The sequence below is a fragment of the Flavobacterium arundinis genome (assembly GCF_038289855.1).
GTDB classification, from domain to species: Bacteria; Bacteroidota; Bacteroidia; order Flavobacteriales; family Flavobacteriaceae; genus Flavobacterium; species Flavobacterium arundinis.
Genome location: NZ_JBBYHR010000015.1, coordinates 16,198 through 33,397, shown reverse-complemented (window position 1 = coordinate 33,397; position 17,200 = coordinate 16,198). Strand labels below are relative to the sequence as shown.

The following is a 17,200-nucleotide window of genomic DNA, read 5'->3' as shown; positions in this document are numbered from 1 at the left end:
AATTAAATATGGAAATAATAAAAGAAATAGTGGTAATCTGCGATGGAGATCCAAGCAAAATACCACTATCTAATATGGTTTAAAGTCTTCCGAACACTTATGTTTTAAAAACCTTGTAGGTATATCGAAAAAAATAAATATGTATGGAAGAAGACCTAACAATTCCCGAATGGCGCAAAGAAGTTGTTTTAGAAAGAATGAAGAATTTTTCTGAAGAAGACCATATTCCTTTGGAAATTGCCATGCTGCAAATCAGGAGAAAAAACAATCCTCAAGAGTAAGTCTTTCCATTTCGAACGGAGCTTGCGGAGAGAGAAATCTCAGGAACATCACGGAATTTGAGATTTCTCGTTCCTCGAAATGGAAGAACGTGCCGGTTTAAACTTTCAAAAATATGAGTTCTGAAAACCTACAAGGTTAAAAAAAACATTGCAGGTTGCGTAGATCAATGGCACCCGCAATCATCACCACAACCATCCTTCTTCTTTTTCTTAAAGAAAAATTTCTTTACAAGGAATACCACAGCGCCTGCAACTAATATATAGGCTATGATGCTTTGTATATCCATTATTTCAGCAATTGGTAGGTTATCAGCGAAACAACATAGGCAAACGTGCTCATCCCGAACAATTGTATCATGGGCCATTTCCAGGAATTGGTTTCCTTTTTGGTAATGGCGAGTGTGCTGATGCACTGCATAGCAAACGCGTAGAACAGCAACAACGATACGCCCGTAGCAAAATTGAACACTTTTTTGCCGGTTAGGGGATCAATTTCGGCATTCATGCGCTCTTTAATGGTGGCCTCATTTTCGCCGCTGCTGCCAATGTTGTATATCGTAGCCAGGGTGCCTACAAAAACCTCCCGTGCCGCAAAAGAGGATACAATAGCGATGCCTATCTTCCAGTCATAACCAAGCGGCCGGATAACAGGCTCTATGCTTTTTCCCATAATACCTATATAAGAGTTCTCTAACTGGTAGGCAGCGACAGCATCATCAAACTCTTTTTGTGTTACTTGTTGGTATTGGCGCTCTTTCACGATTTTTTCTGCATTGCTAAAATCTTTGCCCGGCCCGTGTGAACCCAAAAACCAGATGACCACAGAAAGCGCTAATATTATTTTCCCGGCTCCATACACAAAGGCTTTGGTTTTTTCAAGGACATTCAGGCTGACATTCTTAAAAAGGGGAAGCTTGTAATTAGGCATTTCGGCTACAAAAAAGCTCTTGTGCTTTATATCGAGTATTTTATTTAGTATCCACGCAGAGAGTATCGCTCCAGAAAAGCCCAACAGGTACAATAGCATAAGCGTGAGCCCCTGCAGGTTAAAGATACCGAGTACATGTTTTTCCGGAATGATAAGTGAAATAAGGATGGCATATACCGGCAGCCTTGCAGAGCAGGTAGTAAAGGGCGTAACCAGTATGGTAATAAGCCGTTCACGCCAGTTCTCTATATTACGGGCCGCCATAATGGCCGGGATGGCGCAGGCCGTACCCGATATTAGTGGCACAACGCTTTTTCCGCTGAGCCCGAAACGCTTCATGATCTTATCCATCAGGAAAACCACGCGGCTCATATAACCGCTTTCTTCCAGCAATGATATAAACAGGAACAGGAAAGCGATTTGCGGGATAAATATTACTACACCCCCTATGCCGGGAATGACACCCTGCGCAATAAGGTCGGTGAGCTTGCCGGGAGGCAGGTTTTCCTGGGCGAGGGCCGAGAGGTTGGCAAACGTTTCATCAATGAGGTCCATCGGGACACTTGACCATGAGAATATAGACTGGAATATCAGCATCAGGATGCCAAAGAAGATCACATAGCCGAATATTTTATGCGTAAGCACCCTGTCGAGTTTGGCACGCAGGTCGTTTGCTTTTGTCGTATCAATAACCTGCCCTAATTTCAGCACATCGTTGATGAACTGGTAACGCTTTATGGTTTCTTTCTGCTGAAGCCTTTTGAGTTCCGAACGTGTTTTGGTGAACGAAGTGCCCAACAGTTCTTTCTTTTCAGAGATACCGAAATTCACATCCTGCGTAATTACCAGCCAAAGCTTGTACAAAAGCTGGTTAGGGAACGCTTTGCGGAGCTTATTGAAATAATCGGGATCGATACTGGAGGCATTCAGGCAAGGCTCTGTAGAGAGGCTTTTGTAGTCTAAGATAAGCTGTTTCAGGGTTTCGATACCGGTACCTTTGCGCGAACTTACCAGTGCGATCCTGGTATTCAGCTGGCTTTCCAGATAAGGGATGTCAAGGCTGATGCCCTTTTTTTCCATCCTGTCCGACATATTTACAACCAGTATAGTGGGTATTTCGAGGTCTTTTATCTGGGTAAAAAGCAGCAGGTTGCGTTTCAGGTTCTCCACATCGGTGACAACAACGGCTACATCTGGATAATCTTTATCGTTTTTATTAAGGAGCAGTTCTATTACAACATTTTCATCAATAGAGCTGGCATTAAGGCTGTAGGTGCCGGGCAGGTCCATTATGGTTCCCTTTACATGGTCGGGGAGCTTGCATAGGCCTGTTTTTCGCTCTACCGTAATTCCGGGATAGTTCCCCACCTGCTGGTTTAGCCCTGTAAGGTGGTTGAATACCGATGTTTTTCCGGTATTCGGGTTGCCTATCAATGCTATTTTAAGGGTAGGGGCTGCCATGGGTCAGATGTCTTTTAAAATCTCAACGTCAATCTCGGCAGCGGTCTCCATGCGGATGGCCACATGGCTGTCATTCACGTTGATGTATATAGGGTCGCCCATTGGGGCCACCTGCAACAGCTGGACTATATTACCGGGAAGGCATCCCATTTCAAGAAGCTTGAGCGGAATTGCATCGATATTAAAATCGGTGATGATGGCTTTCTGGCCTTTTTTGAGTCCGGCAAGAGTCGTTTTCAACGGTTTATTTAGAATGAATTAAGATTGCAAATCTACGAATAATTAATCAGTTTCCACTGTCAATCCCGGTTTTCAGCCATACGATTTTATAAGCTGTCACGGCAACCTCGAACTGCGACAGAAAACTACTCGTTCTCCCGCAGCCACTTGATATCTTCAATCAATTGCTGCACGTTCTTTTCTCCTTTTGGAGGGGTTTCATCCAGCAGTGTGCCGTTATAGAACCCCCTTATCCGGCCTTTTTTATCTACAAGGACAAAATTTTCGGTATGAACCATATCATACAATTCCGCGCTACTGTTGGTCTTGGCCGCCAAGTAAGATTTCCGGGCAATGTAATAAATGTCTTCTTTCTTTCCGGTAACCAAATTCCATTTGCCGTCTATGGCGCCTTTCTTTTCGGCATAAGCCTTAAGCACAGGAACGCTGTCGGTATCCGGCATAACCGAATGGGAAAGCAGCAGAACATCGGGCATATCTTTTATCTGCCCCTGCAGCCACGACATGTTTTCGCCCATGGGTACGCAAATGCTCGGGCATGTGGTAAAAAAGAAGTCGGCTACATAAATTTTCCCTTCGTAATCTTTTTGGGTAATGGTCTTGCCGTTCTGGTTAGTAAAGGAAAAGTCGGCAATCCTGTGATTTCGTTTTATGTATTGTGCAGTGCTGTCCACGAGCTCGGGGTTTACATCGGCCGGGCTGTACACTTTCAGCATTTTTTTTGGTTTGAGTGCTGTATAAAAAAGCGTAAGTATCAGTGCCGACAGGATGGCAAGGACTATAAAGAAGATTTTGTATTTTTTAAAAAACGCAGTCATCGGGTAGAAATTTTTGCAAAATTACGAAACAACGCAGGAACTGAGTGGTAATAATCACATTTATACAGAACTAAAAATCAGTGCGAAATCCACATTTAACACTTTTGGGAAGGGTATTTGCACGCATCCTTAATATTTTTGTAATGCAAGCAAAACATAAACTATGAGATTCTACTTAAATACAGCGCTGGCTGTTACTACTTTATTAACTATGAGCACAATCCATGCGCAAAAAAAGGATGCCAAACAGCAAAAGCCGGGCATCAACATTTCTTACATGGATAACAAGGTAAAGCCTGCCAACGATTTCTTCCGGTATGTGAACGGTACCTGGGTAGACCAGACAGATATACCGGGAGATAAAACGCGTTGGGGCAGCTTTGATGAGCTTCGGGAGAATACGAATAACGACGCATTGGCCATTCTTAAAGAAGCCGCTACCAATAAAAAATTGGGTTCTTCTACCGATCCCGGCAAGGCAGCCAACCTGTACAAAACCATTATAGATACCGTGGCAAGGAACAAGCAGGGCATCAAGCCATTGCTGCCTTACCTCAAAAAGATAGATGCTGTTAAGGATATAAAAGGCCTCCAGGCGCTCCTGACAGAAATGGAACCTGAGGGCGGCGTTGGGTTCTTTGGCGTGTATATTGGCGCAGATGCCAAAGACAGCAATAAGAATGTAGTGTCTTTAAGCCCCGGAAGCCTGGGATTGCCTGACAGGGATTACTATGTTTCTGATGATGCCGACTCGAAAGAAAAGCGTGAAAAATACACGGCCCACGTAGCAAGGATGCTAAAATATATTGGGTATAAGGATGCAGATGCCAACACAGCCGCGAAAAAGATCCTTGCGCTGGAGACCGCTATGGCACAGCCGAGGCTGGACAGGGTGGAGCGCCGTGACCGCAGGAAGAGTTATAACCCAATGACCGTAAATGAACTGCAAAAAATTACCCCGGCGATCAACTGGAATGCCTACCTGAATGGTGTTGGGATAAAAAAGATTGATACTATAATTGTTTCACAGCCAAAATATATGGCAGCCCTTCAGGAGCTTTTTGCCCAAAATAAGGTGGACGACTGGAAAGCTTACATGAAATGGACGCTGCTCAACAAAGCTTCAGGATATCTTTCTACCGGCATTGAAACCGCCAATTGGGATTTTTACAGCAAGACACTGAAAGGCGCCCTGAAAGAGGAGACGCGCGATAAGAATGCGCTGCAAACCATAAATGGTACTGTGGGCGAAGCATTGGGCAAGCTCTACGTAGAGAAAAAATTTCCCGCTGAAGCAAAAGCCAAAGCGGAAAGCATGATAAAAAATGTAATGCTGGCCTATGAAAACCGCATCAATCGCCTGCCCTGGATGGCGAAATCTACACGTGAGAATGCGGTACAAAAATTGCGCAAGCTAACTGTAAAGATTGGTTATCCTGATAAATGGAAAGACTATTCGGCACTTACACTGCAAAGCCCTGCTGAGGGTGGGACTTTTTTCGGCAATATGAAAAATGTATCGCGCTGGAGGTGGCAAAACGACCTCGAGAAACTCGGTAAACCTGTAGATAAGACCGAATGGGGCATGGCACCACAAATCGTGAATGCTTATTTCAACCCGTCAAACAACGAGATCGTATTCCCTGCCGGGATACTGCAGCCGCCTTTCTACGATTACAGGGCCGATGAGGCGGTGAACTATGGCGGCATTGGGGCAGTTATTGGCCACGAAATATCGCATGGTTTTGACGATTCGGGATCGCGCTATAATGCCGATGGTAACCTCGTGAACTGGTGGAGCGACGAAGACCTCGCGCAATTTACCGGATTGGGAGGCGCATTGGCCGACCAGTACAGCGCCCTGCAGCCGCTTCCGGGAACCTATGTTGACGGAAAGTTTACGCTTGGTGAGAACATTGGCGACCTTGGTGGTGTAAATGCAGCCTACGACGGACTTCAATTATACCTTAAGCAAAATGGTAACCCCGGACTTATAGACGGTTTTACGCCGGAACAAAGGTTCTTTATTTCGTGGGCAACAATCTGGAGGACAAAAATGCGCGATGAAGCCATTAAGAACCAAGTAAAGACCGACCCACACTCACCGGGTATGTACAGAGCCTATGTACCCCTGCAAAATGTTGATGCGTTTTATGAGGCATTTGGTATTAAAGAAGGCGAAGGAATGTATATCGCGCCGGATAAGAGGGTGAAAATCTGGTAACTCGTTTCAAATATATTAAAACCCATACCGGAAAAGGTGTGGGTTTTTTGTTGGTGCAAAACGGTTACATTTGTTAAACATAAAATTCAACATGACCAGGAAAAATGTAATCTTAGTATTTGTAATTTTATGTCTGATCATTAACATTTCGTGTAAGGTTAGTCAGACAACGGAAACGTTTAGGAATTATAAAATTATATCGATTGATTCATTTGACAATGTTTATATAATTCATGCGAAAAGTAAAGACCGCTACTTTAAAATCGTTTCAGAAAAAGAAAATATTCAAACTGACCGTAAAAAAATCAAGATTGACAAATCTTATAAATTTCGATTAACATCTTTATTTAAAGACAGGGAGAAATTCCGGGCCAATTTTGATGGCGTTGATTTCAAAGGGCAAAGTATCTTATTGGAAAAAGATTCAATATATGATATCCATACTTCAAAACAATTGAGGGGATTATATTTTTTTAATGAATAGGAACGACAAAGGTTATAATTATCTTCTAATCGAAATCTTATTTAAAACAAAAAGTGTTGAATGTCGCGCCGGATAAGAGAGTGAAGATTTGGTAATTGTTAAAGAAAAAATTATTTATAGCCCATACTTTTTACAGTATGGGCTAATTGTTTATATATAGCTGCTTAGTTTCATAATATTGTTGATTTTTTAGACATTTATTAATAATATGTTAATTGAGGAAAAATTGTAATTTCTAAATATTTAAAATATAATTTTGTTATGCACAAAATAAATAAGTGTGAGGTTGGGAAAAAAATTGCATGTGCTTGGTATTGACGACCATGTCGTTTTACTGGAGGGGTATCATTTTATATTTAAATATTTTGAAACGGCTTTGGATGAACTAAAATTCACGAAAGCCTATGATTGCACGTCAGGTTATGAAACGATAGAAAGCAACAGGGATACACCGTTTGATATCGCGGTTTTAGATTACAGTATTCCCGAATTTCCCGAGAAGGGATTATTTTCCGGCGAAGACATAGCTGTTTTAATCCGTAAAACCATGCCCGATTGTAAGATCATAATGATGACGATGCATAAGGAGGCGGATATTATCGCGCGTATTCTTGAAAGGATAAAACCCGAAGGCTTCATCAATAAAAGTGATTGCACAACATCCGAACTGATAGACGGTTTCAGGGCAGTACTTGAAGGCAATACCTATTTTTCGAAAACGATATTAAATTTTATTGCGAGGCAGGAGAGCGAGATCCTCCTTGAGGAAATTGATGTAAAGATCATCCTTTTTCTGGCCAGGGGCATCAAAGATAAAGAGCTCGGCAGGTATATCCCTTTGTCCGAAAGCGCTATCGAAAAAAGGAAATACCGTATCAAACGTCTTTTGGAGGTGGCCGGCGACGATGAAGAACTGATAGATAAAGCCAGAAGGCTGGGGTATATCTAAATCCCGGCGGCAAAGGTAAACCCAAGCAATTCCCGAATTTTAACGGAATCAATAACCTTTCCGTGTGAACTGCCTTCTTTGGCAAATTTTGGAAGGGGCAGGCCTGCTTCAACAGCTTTATTGGTATAATACGCTTCCCGCGTGGGGTGGTCAGGAAATGCCGCATTGAATGTTTCTCCCCATGCCTCTCTCTCAATGATCTTCATGACAATGCCAATGCAATCATCGCGATGGATGAGGTTTACCGGCCCATCAGGGTTCGCAAGGTTTTCCCTTCCCGCAAGGTGCTTTACAGGATGCCGGTCTTCACCAATTAATCCTCCAAAGCGGAGTATTGTCGTTTTAAAATTGCTGTTCCCCTGCAAAAGTTTTTCTGTTTCAACCAACTGCCTTCCGCTTTCTGTATCAGGGTTTGGAATGGTCTCTTCGGTTACAACCGAATTGTCATCTGCGTATACCGATGTGGAGCTGACGAAAAGCACTTTGGCAATCCCTGAAGCATCAATATGCGGAATAAGCGTCTTTATTTTTTGTGCAAAATCTTCACCGCTTTTTGCCTTGGGCGGTACATCGATAATAAGGATATCGCTACCGGCTAAAAATTGCGTAATGTTCCCTTCAACTTCATTTTCTTGTAGTGAGATATGAAAAGGCGTAATACCTTCTTTCCGTAGAATTTCCAGTTTATTTTCGGAAGTAGTAGAACCCTTAACCACTATAGTGCCGGCAACCATTTTTTTTGCAAGCGGAAGTCCCAGCCATCCGCAGCCTAATATAGAGACGTTCTGCATCATGATATTTCTTTTCGTACCAGAATAAAATAATCGTTTTCAAGGGGCATGTAGCCCTGCTCGTAAACAAAATAGTAGGTGTTGCCGGTCTTGGTGTTTAGCAGGCTGGTAAAGTAAGTAAAGTCAAACCCCATTGCCATCATTTTAGAGCGGGTGGTTTTGGTCTTGCCTTCCACGTTCAGCTCGGCCAGGATGCGGTAATTCTTGCGCAGCTTGTTGTTGATGTTGCGCATAAAGTTGTTGCTGTCCTTATTGATCTTGTTGTTCCAGGCATTGCGGCAGGCATCGCTGCAAAACTTCTTGTCTTCGCGGCCTACGATCTTTTCGCCGCATTCGGGGCAGTTGCGTGTCATTTCCTGGTGCGTGTTTTAGGTTTTGCTTCTTCAGGTTTCTGTTGCGCAGGCCCTTGTTTCTTTATCCTGTACAGGTCCTGTCGGCGGTCCTTTAATATGCGTACGCTGCCAAACTCATGCAGTTCTTTGAGCAGGTCAAGGTCTACATCCACAATAATGGTCATCTCAGTATTTGGTGTTGCCTCGGCCTTGATGCCGTTCGACGGAAATGAAAAGTCAGAAGGGGTAAACACCGCCGTTTGCGCATACTGTATGTCCATGTTATTCACGCCCGGCAGGTTGCCCACGCAGCCCGCGATGGCTACGTAGCACTCGTTTTCTATAGCACGGGCCTGCGCGCAGCACTTTACACGGGTGTAGCCGTTTTGCGTGTCGGTAAGGAAAGGGACGAACAATATCTCCATGCCCTCGTCGGCCATAAGGCGCGAAAGTTCCGGGAACTCCACATCATAACAAATCATGATGCCTATTTTACCGCAGTCGGTATCAAAGGTCTTTATCTCGTTGCCGCCCACCATGCCCCAATAGTTTACCTCATTGGGCGTAATGTGTATCTTGGTATACATGTCATACGTACCGTCGCGCTTGCAAAGGAAACCCACATTGTACAGGTTGCCATCTTCTACCATGGGCATGCTGCCGGTAATGATATTGATGTTATATGATATCGCCATTTCCTGGAAACGTTTCCGGATGGGCTCGCAATAGCGGGCAATTTCCCGTATGGCATCCGCTTCAGAAAGGTGGTTAAAGTCGGCCATGAGCGGCGCTACGAACAATTCCGGGAACAGGGCAAAGTCGCTGCTGTAACCCGACACGGCATCAATAAAGAACTCGGCCTGCTCAAACAACGCCTCCACATTGGCCAGCGGGCGCATCTGCCACTGCACGAGACCCAGGCGTATAATGCTCTTGCGGGTATTGATGAGTACCGGACTTTTGTCATAATAAATATTGTTCCACTCCATAAGCACGGCATAGTCCTGCGAGTTCTTGTCGCCCTCCAGGTAGTTGCGCATCACTTTTATAACGTGGAAATCGTTGCTCAGCTGAAAGGCCAGCACCGGGTCGTGTATCTCTTTAAGGCGTACCTTGTCAATATACTCTTTTGGGTTAAGCTCTTCGGCATATTCGTTGAAATTAGGCATCCTCCCCGCAAAGATGATGGAGCGAAGGTTGAGCTGCTCACACAGTTCTTTACGTGCATCATACAGCCTCCGTCCCAGTCGCAGTCCGCGGTAGGCAGGATCAATAAATACATCGATGCCATATAGTACTTCACCTTCATAATCATGCGTATCGAAGGAGTAATTGCCCGTAATCTTCTCGTAGGTATGGTTCATCGTAGCCTTTTTATGGTCCACAATAAGGGAAAGCGCCGAGCCTACCACCTTGTCGTCCACAAGTACCACCAGCTGCCCTTCGGGAAATATCTTTAGCAGGCGCTTGATGTCTTTTTCGTCCCAGTACGGCTGCTCCATATCCATGTCGGCGCCCTTGTAGGCCTGTTGCATGGTAAGGCGCAGCTGCTTATAATCTTCAACTTTAAGGTTACGGAGCTCAACCTTATTTATTTCTGTTTGCATGAAAAGTCATTTATGTAAATATAGGGAAAATTTTCCGTTTACAAACGTTTGTATGAGGATGAGGAAATATTATAAATTATATCTGACTGGATTTGCAGAACCTTTCTTTTTTGTATGTGCTACAGATTTATTAATATATTGGTTTCTGATTTCTTCTGGAGCTATATTACCATTAAAACCATAACCAATTCTTGTCTGACCAAACCTTTTTGACGTAGGCATATAACCTCTTTCTTTTTCGTACCAATTATTTACTTCATATACTTCAACAATTAATCCCTTGTATTCGCTTAAAACATATTTGAGGTGAGGAATTTTGTCTTTTTTAATTGCCCAAATTTCTTTAGTTGCATCATAAATTGATTTCCTATCGATACCTCGTTTATATTGTCCATTTATATTGATTAAAATACAATTTGGCATTATACTATTAATAGGTTCGGCGTTGTACAATCTTGTTATCTCATCACAACTCATCAAGCCTTTCTCCATCGAATTATGACCTCCAACCTTATTTAAAAGTAACATTCCGCAATGTGATAATGTATCAATTAGAGAAGCTTCTATTTGGTAAGCTTCACTTTCAGAAAGTCCGTGTCTGATTATTACATGCGTTGGTATTTGACCACTTAAATTAATTTCTCTAATTTTTTCATATTTAGCATTACTAATGTCCTCTTCAGTTAATGCACATGCTAAATGAGAGAATACTCTATCATCCTTGCCTTTTCCAATATAAAACGGCTTATTGTACTGAGGGTCAAGTAACATATAGACATAGTACTTTAATTCTTGCTTCGTTTTTTCGTCAAACATTTTAAATATTTAAGGTTATTAAGAGAAGTGCAAAATTCATTTACAAACGTTTACAAATAACTACAACCGATTTTAAACAGTTAATAACCGGATAAAGTTTGAAGCCTGCCGCAACTTTGCCTCGTTGAAACTATGATACGGTTTCTTCAGTTGAACGATAAAGATAACGATAACAATTTAATTACTACACGCCATGAACGCACTAAAGAACAAAGTACAACTGATAGGGAACGCGGGCTCCGACCCGGAGATCAAAACCTTTGAAGGAGGTAAAAAGCTGGCACGGCTCACCCTGGCCACCAACGAAAGCTATACCAACGACAAAGGCGAAAAGATAACCGATACGCAATGGCATACGGTTACCGCCTGGGGCAAGACCGCTGCGATCATAGAGAAATTTGTTACCAAGGGTAAAGAGCTGGCCATAGAGGGCAAGCTGACGCATCGCAGCTACAACGACACCAATGGCGAGAAACGCTATATTACCGAAGTCGTTGTTAGTGACGTGCTGCTGTTTGGTAAGTAACAGGGCGGAAGGTGGGGATCGTCCCTCTGTTGCAAAGGCTCCCGCCGCGGCGGGAGCCTTAATTTTTTACAATGAACCTACTCAGTGTCCGCAAAAGTAAGCATCTATGAGTGAGATATCTGGAGCCTTGTCCACCGGGGCGGATGCTACTTTTGTTTCAGGACAAAAGTGGATAACTATAAACTAAACGTATACTTGTCTCGCTACCCTGTAGGTATTCGCATGCGCCTCAATAATGGTTTTAATATCCGGACTATACCCGCCGCCCATACTGCACTGCACCGGGATGCCCAGCCTATGGCAAAGTGAAAGCACAAAAACATCCCGTTCCTTACATCCGTTGACGGTACACCCCAGTTTCCCCAGCTTGTCGGTAGCCAGTATATCCACACCGCTGAGGTAGAATATGAAATCCGGTTTTTCGGCATCGATCAGCTTTGGCAGGGTCTCTCTTAGTATCGAAAGGTATTCATCATCTCCCGTGTTATCCTGCAATGCAATATCAAGGTCGGATGTTTCTTTGTGAAAAGGATAGTTGCTCTTCCCATGCATGGAAAAGGTAAAGACATTATTGTTTCCTGTGAATATCTCTGCGGTACCATTGCCCTGGTGTACGTCGAGGTCAACGATCAATATCTTTTTCGAAAGGTTATTATCCAAAATGTACTGTGCCGCAATGGCCTGGTCATTCAATAAGCAAAAAGCTTCGCCGTGGGTGCTGTAGGCATGGTGAGTTCCCCCCGCAATGTTGAAGGCAATCCCGGTTTCCAAAGCCTTTTCGCAACCCCAAATCGTGCCTTGTGCAATGCGCAGTTCGCGTTCTACAAGCTCAGCAGACAGCGGAAATCCTATCTTGCGGACAGCCCTCGGGTCCAAGGTAAGGTTCAGCAGGTCGTCAACGTAATCCTTATTGTGAACAGCAAGAACGTGTGCCATATCCGGCAGGCCCGGCGCATGAAAGTCGCTTTCGACAGCCGTACCCTCGTGCAGCAATTGCTGGGGAAGCAGTTCATACTTTATCATCGGGAAGCGGTGGCCTTCCGGTAAAGGGTGTTTATAAATAGGATGAAAAGCGATGGGCAGCATTCAACATGTTTTGCGCAAAGATAAAGGACTTACAGTAAAATAATTTTTGTTTAACCAAATAGCATCGCACATTTTTGCGGCTTAAATCATATCGTTTCCAGCATGAGTCTTGGCGACTTTGCGGCTTTGCGTGAAACTAAAAATGGAATAGTTATTTACATCAGCGAGAATATCTTCCACATCAGTAATACCGCCGAGATCACGCCCAGCAACGCCGCTACCATCTTTAGCGATCTTGTTTTGGAAGCGTTCAGGAAAATAAAGCCTGCCGCTGTGAGCAGCAATATGGAAATTACCGTTAGCAGCCTTGCGTTTTGAAGTGAAGCAGGATAATGGCTGAGGTATTGCTGCTTCGATTCCTCAAAAGTGGTTGTATCTCCCGTAACCGAAAACCACAGAAACAGGTCGGCCAGTACGATCACCAGACAGATGATGGCTATAGTAAAAAGGAAGGAGGAGCGTTTCATAAGATTTAATTTAGTTGGGAATCAATACGCAAACTCATCGTCAAATTTACGTAGCAGATAGCGTCTTGCTTTGGTATCATAAAAACCCAGTATGTACGATCCTTTGAAGGGGGTAACAGTTTGCAGCGTAAGGTTCTTATTCCCTCCGGTATACCGGCCGATATTATCTATAGCCAGTGTTGGGAGGACATACGGACGGTGATTGAAGGCATCGTCAAAAAGGCTTTCAAAATAATTAGTTTGCAATTCGTGCCCGTCGCCAAACATATCAGAGGAACCGCCTGCCAACACAAGCCCGGCCCCGAGTATAACATCGCCCGCAGGAAGTATCGTGCGCACACCCCCCGCGGTAACTAGCAGGTCATCGGGAGTACGGTACACAGAGATCGCGATACCTGAAGAACCGGCCCTGCGGAGGAATTTTTTGGTATCCCTAAATTCATCAGGGCTGTCGTTACCGGTCTGAGACAGCAACGGTGAATTCTTAAACCCGATAGTTTCTTCGGCAGTTGCGTGGTAATTCTTACTGTCAGCTGTATTAGAAAGCGTGGTCGCCGTTAAAGCGATTTCTTCATTGTTAAGCTTTAGCTGGTAAAGCTTGCCTTCAATGTAAAACGAGTTGGCATCGGCGCTTTCGGTAAGTACGGAATGCGTGTATATCTTTTGTGTAATGGTATAATCCTCGTTGTTGATAGTGAAAATCTGCGTGTAGCCCGGGTTGTGGTCCAATGTCAGCAGAAAAGAATCCTTCAGCGCATACAGTTTTATCTTCTGGCTGGATGTGGCAAGGTCGGTAAACCCATGTGCCTCTATTTTTTGCAGCGAATAGTAACTGATTAGCGCATTGAGGGTCGTTTTTTTGCTTTTTTCATTGGTGAAAGCAAAACCCGAGAAATCAATGGTTTTGATCGTGTAAGTGCCCTTATTGAAGATGTAGCATTTCAGCTCGTCCTTTTTAGCAGGCAGCGTCAGTATATAAAAAGAGTTGTATTCTGAAAAGGTAGTCAGTATTTCCTCATCTTCGGCATAAGGCATTTCAAAATTCGCGCGCCCAACAGTGCTGTTCTCAAAATCGAAATACAGGCCCTGTAACTTTTTCAGGTCTGCTGATGCCCAATATACACCAGGCTTTCCATTGGTAAAGCTATAACCGGCCATAAAATCATAGTCTTTTACAGGCCGCGTTGTGGTGAGGCTGTCTTTAAAGAACAGTGCCCCGTTCAGCCGCAATGCCTTCAGCGATTCTTTGTCGGAAATAAAAACGGCGAACTGCGAGTAGGCAGTGTCCGTGGCGGCCAGTGACTGATGGTAGTCCGTACCGCGTTTCAGTTCAAGAGTTGTTGAAAACAAAGGAATTTGTGCCTGTCCTGTGTGGAAAGCAAGTAGCAATAAAACAGCAAGTATCTTTTTCATGTGCCGAAGCTTTAGCACACCCAAATTACTGCTTTTTACGATCACGGCAATGTAACGAGGTGTTAATTATCCATTTCACGTTGCAATGCATCAAAAAACAGGCCAACATGGTAGCCGTCCATCAGGCCGTGGTGTACATGTACCGAAACGGGCATCAATCTACTGCCGTCTTTCTCCGTCATTTTACCCACCGATATCTTCGGGCAGCTGTCGGGAAATGTAAAGCTCCGCGCATGCGAAAGCGAGGTAAAGTTTACCCACGGTATGGCTGAAAAGTGGATGATGTTATCGTTGTCGAATTCGCGGGTAAACAGTCCCGGCGTGTTGCGTACACGCTCGATCTCTGTTTTGGCATTCGCCGAAAAAACAGCTATATCAGGGGTGAATTCCATCAGCGAAAACCCAAAGGTATTGTCCTCGCGCGTAAGCGTTGCAGAGGCATCGACCCTGTCATAAACAAACACCTCATTGCCCGAGATGCGGTAACGGAATTCTTCCACACTGTTTACCGCCGCCATAGTCTTGTGCAGGTAGTAAATGAAAAACGGTACGCCTTTCGCTTTCGCGGAAGCGTACCCTTTAGTACAGTCGATAGCGGCCACCAACCCAAAGAACGGCTCTTCGAATTTACTAAAGAATCCGAAGTGCTCTTTTCGGGGCCAGGTAGAGAGGTTGAGTTTTGTGCGCATTATAAGACTTCAGGATCGGTAACAGAATTGTTTTCTATCGAATATTTTAATAATTCTTCTATTAGGATGTAAACTTTAGTGCTTTTCTCGACAGGAAAGTAATTCTCTTTTTGAATATCAGCAGCTTTTGCTTTGTCAATTGCCCCAGTGATGATTTCAGTTGTCATATAACAGAAAGGATAGGGGCCTAGCCTCATTTCATTTTGTTTCTCTCCAAGTAAGGTTTTCATCTCTTTGCTTTTCGTAGCGGTTATATTTTCCTGCTGATCTATATGAAACCAAAGCCAAACTTCAAAGCAAAAATTGCTTATATATAAATGTGCATCCACTAAAGATTCGCTATATTCTTTTAAGCTTAATATCTGTGCAGGTGGATGTTTATCGACATCTAAAACAAATCTAAACTTGTCGTCTTTTGAAGGAGTAACTTGTAAATCTTTTGGGGGATTTTTTAAAAAGTGAATTACACGATCTCTTAAATTTTCTGGCATATTTCCCGCAATGTCAGTATCAACCTCTAATACATGATGAATATATGCTTTTTTCTGATCTAAGAAAGTGTCATTAAATGCTTGAAAATAATTAGGTTCCTTATCTGCTCCCTCATAGATTATAAAGAACTTTGTAGCGTCTTTGAACGCTTCCAATTTATTATAATCTTTTAATGAATATTTTCTACGTAACATTCTCGGAATCTTCAATAATTAGATTAGAAAAATCACCTAAAAAAGGAATCCCGCCATATCTTCCTTCTAAATAACCTCTTTCCAAAACTTTATCACCACGAGGATTAAAATTACTTAATGGATAAAATTCTGTGCTCCCATCAGTTTTCTTTTCGGTAAACCAAATTTCATCTCGTCTTAGTAAATCATTATCTAATAAATGACTTTCATGAGTTGTAAAAATTAATTGGCTATTAAATGTATTGGCCGCTGAGTACATCCTTAATAATTCTTTTGCTAATAAAGGATGCATACTGCGTTCCAGCTCATCAACTATATAAACAACATCACCTTCGAATATTAATTGTTCAAATGCAGGTGAAAGTTCAAATAATCGTTTAGTCCCATCTGATTCTTCACTAAAATCAAATAAATCGTCTGTGTTAAAATGTTTTGTTTTTAAAAATGACACATAATATTTATTGTCTCTTTTCCTTAACACGTTAATTTGTGAATTTTGGAGGAACGGTAAGGAATTATCCAAAGACTTATCTTTATTGCTTTCGATAAAGCTTTCAAGGTCATCTATTAATTCTTTTTTTAAATCCTCTTCCGAATAGCTAAAAAAGGCATCCGCATCAATTTCATTTAAAATTAAGTCCTCGATTCCTGTCTTACTGTTAGTTAAAAGATTTTTTGCAAAATCAAATGATTTATTGCCCGTTAAAATTGATTCAGAATAAACAAAGCTTTTAGAGGTAGGCATTACAATAGTTAATTTAGCAAAAGCAATATATATGTCGTCCAAAATAGTGCTGTCTTCAATGTTGCCAAAACATGCATCTATTACAGTTTGAGTATCTCTTAATTCCTTTTTCAAGTACTTAGTAATGTACGAAAAATCAGAAGAATTTTTAAAATAGTCGCCAAAGGTAACATCTTGATTTTCTCTTTTATAAAGTAACTCTTCCTTTTCATAAGCTACTGACTTGATAAGATATAGCCATTCTTGTTGGATTTTTCCTTTGGAAATTTCAATTCCATAATCAAAATGATTGTTCTTAAATGTATATTCGATTCTAAAAGTTGTTGGCTTGTTTTTATAATTTTTATCTATTCTAAATCGTTTACTTTGTGGCATCAAAATAGCTTCATCCCCAAATACAATATTTTTAAGGTATGATATGGCACTTACTAAATTACTTTTACCCGCAGCATTAGCACCATAAATTGCGGCTGTTCTAAGTACTTCAATACCTGAATCAGTTGTATGGATGTGATTTTTTAATTTGCGAGATCCATTCCCACTAGCCGGAAGCATATTAAATTCAGTTTCATCTTTAAAAGACATAAAATTGCTAACGGTAAATCTTATCAGCATAGCTTCGTTTTTTTCGTTTTAAGTGTATAAAGTTATAATAAA

The 17,200-nt window shown here is 42.4% G+C and carries 18 protein-coding genes; 4 read left to right on the top strand and 14 right to left on the bottom strand.

Annotated features, from left to right (window positions below):
* Window positions 1-143: 143 nt before the first annotated feature.
* Window positions 144-281 carry a hypothetical protein gene (locus tag AAEO56_RS19020; RefSeq protein ID WP_341698666.1) on the top strand — a complete coding sequence of 46 codons (138 nt, stop codon included), beginning with the start codon at window positions 144-146 and terminating at the stop codon, window positions 279-281.
* 164 nt (window positions 282-445) lie between these two features.
* Here the strand turns inward: AAEO56_RS19020 and AAEO56_RS19015 are convergent, their stop codons facing one another.
* From AAEO56_RS19015 to AAEO56_RS19000, 4 genes are all read right to left on the bottom strand, one after another.
* Complete coding sequence (locus tag AAEO56_RS19015) at window positions 446-568, bottom strand: FeoB-associated Cys-rich membrane protein (protein WP_341698665.1); 123 nt, start codon at window positions 566-568, stop codon at window positions 446-448.
* Window positions 568-2,670 (bottom strand): ferrous iron transport protein B, encoded by a 2,103-nt coding sequence (gene feoB, locus AAEO56_RS19010; protein WP_341698664.1) that lies wholly within the window; start codon window positions 2,668-2,670, stop codon window positions 568-570. Before feoB ends, AAEO56_RS19015 begins: the two co-directional genes overlap by 1 nt.
* Window positions 2,671-2,673: 3 nt before the next feature.
* Entirely contained in the window at window positions 2,674-2,910 is a 237-nt protein-coding gene (locus AAEO56_RS19005) for a FeoA family protein (RefSeq protein WP_341698663.1), read from the bottom strand.
* Window positions 2,911-3,035: 125 nt separating this feature from the next.
* Entirely contained in the window at window positions 3,036-3,728 is a 693-nt protein-coding gene (locus AAEO56_RS19000) for an SCO family protein (RefSeq protein ID WP_341698662.1), read from the bottom strand.
* 163 nt (window positions 3,729-3,891) lie between these two features.
* Here AAEO56_RS19000 and AAEO56_RS18995 point away from each other — a divergent pair, with 163 nt between their 5' ends.
* Together AAEO56_RS18995 and AAEO56_RS18990 are read left to right on the top strand one after the other, a co-directional pair.
* Window positions 3,892-5,952 (top strand): M13 family metallopeptidase, encoded by a 2,061-nt coding sequence (locus tag AAEO56_RS18995; protein WP_407934973.1) that lies wholly within the window; start codon window positions 3,892-3,894, stop codon window positions 5,950-5,952.
* A gap of 770 nt (window positions 5,953-6,722) precedes the next feature.
* Entirely contained in the window at window positions 6,723-7,385 is a 663-nt protein-coding gene (locus AAEO56_RS18990) for a response regulator transcription factor (protein WP_341698661.1), read from the top strand.
* On the opposite strand, the gene AAEO56_RS18985 is transcribed toward AAEO56_RS18990, so the two are convergent.
* The 4 genes from AAEO56_RS18985 to AAEO56_RS18970 all read right to left on the bottom strand — a co-directional run bounded on the left by AAEO56_RS18985 (window position 7,382) and on the right by AAEO56_RS18970 (window position 10,931).
* Window positions 7,382-8,179, bottom strand: a complete 798-nt coding sequence (locus AAEO56_RS18985; RefSeq protein ID WP_341698660.1) for an SDR family oxidoreductase — start codon at window positions 8,177-8,179, stop codon at window positions 7,382-7,384. The genes AAEO56_RS18990 and AAEO56_RS18985 overlap by 4 nt on opposite strands.
* Complete coding sequence (locus tag AAEO56_RS18980; protein ID WP_341698659.1) at window positions 8,176-8,529, bottom strand: hypothetical protein; 354 nt, start codon at window positions 8,527-8,529, stop codon at window positions 8,176-8,178. The genes AAEO56_RS18985 and AAEO56_RS18980 overlap by 4 nt, the downstream gene beginning before the upstream one ends.
* Window positions 8,526-10,115, bottom strand: coding sequence for a bifunctional GNAT family N-acetyltransferase/carbon-nitrogen hydrolase family protein (locus AAEO56_RS18975; protein WP_341698658.1), 1,590 nt, complete (start codon window positions 10,113-10,115; stop codon window positions 8,526-8,528). Before AAEO56_RS18975 ends, AAEO56_RS18980 begins: the two co-directional genes overlap by 4 nt.
* A 69-nt stretch (window positions 10,116-10,184) precedes the next feature.
* Window positions 10,185-10,931: an LEM-3-like GIY-YIG domain-containing protein gene (locus AAEO56_RS18970; RefSeq protein WP_341698657.1), complete on the bottom strand. Its 747-nt coding sequence runs from the start codon at window positions 10,929-10,931 to the stop codon at window positions 10,185-10,187.
* A gap of 193 nt (window positions 10,932-11,124) precedes the next feature.
* On the opposite strand from AAEO56_RS18970, the gene AAEO56_RS18965 reads away from it, so the two are divergent.
* Entirely contained in the window at window positions 11,125-11,457 is a 333-nt protein-coding gene (locus tag AAEO56_RS18965; RefSeq protein ID WP_341698656.1) for a single-stranded DNA-binding protein, read from the top strand.
* 183 nt (window positions 11,458-11,640) lie between these two features.
* Here AAEO56_RS18965 and AAEO56_RS18960 read toward each other — a convergent pair whose 3' ends face one another.
* The 6 genes from AAEO56_RS18960 to AAEO56_RS18935 all read right to left on the bottom strand — a co-directional run bounded on the left by AAEO56_RS18960 (window position 11,641) and on the right by AAEO56_RS18935 (window position 17,158).
* Window positions 11,641-12,543, bottom strand: a complete 903-nt coding sequence (locus tag AAEO56_RS18960) for a histone deacetylase family protein (RefSeq protein ID WP_341698655.1) — start codon at window positions 12,541-12,543, stop codon at window positions 11,641-11,643.
* A gap of 155 nt (window positions 12,544-12,698) precedes the next feature.
* A complete protein-coding gene (locus AAEO56_RS18955) occupies window positions 12,699-13,010 on the bottom strand; it encodes a hypothetical protein (RefSeq protein ID WP_341698654.1) in 312 nt (103 codons plus the stop codon).
* Between the two features lie 21 nt (window positions 13,011-13,031).
* Window positions 13,032-14,423, bottom strand: coding sequence for a hypothetical protein (locus tag AAEO56_RS18950; RefSeq protein WP_341698653.1), 1,392 nt, complete (start codon window positions 14,421-14,423; stop codon window positions 13,032-13,034).
* Window positions 14,424-14,485: 62 nt separating this feature from the next.
* A complete protein-coding gene (locus AAEO56_RS18945) occupies window positions 14,486-15,112 on the bottom strand; it encodes a chloramphenicol acetyltransferase (RefSeq protein WP_341698652.1) in 627 nt (208 codons plus the stop codon).
* Complete coding sequence (locus AAEO56_RS18940) at window positions 15,112-15,798, bottom strand: RloB family protein (protein ID WP_341698651.1); 687 nt, start codon at window positions 15,796-15,798, stop codon at window positions 15,112-15,114. Before AAEO56_RS18940 ends, AAEO56_RS18945 begins: the two co-directional genes overlap by 1 nt.
* Window positions 15,788-17,158 (bottom strand): AAA family ATPase, encoded by a 1,371-nt coding sequence (locus AAEO56_RS18935; RefSeq protein ID WP_341698650.1) that lies wholly within the window; start codon window positions 17,156-17,158, stop codon window positions 15,788-15,790. The genes AAEO56_RS18940 and AAEO56_RS18935 overlap by 11 nt, the downstream gene beginning before the upstream one ends.
* Window positions 17,159-17,200 lie beyond the last annotated feature (42 nt).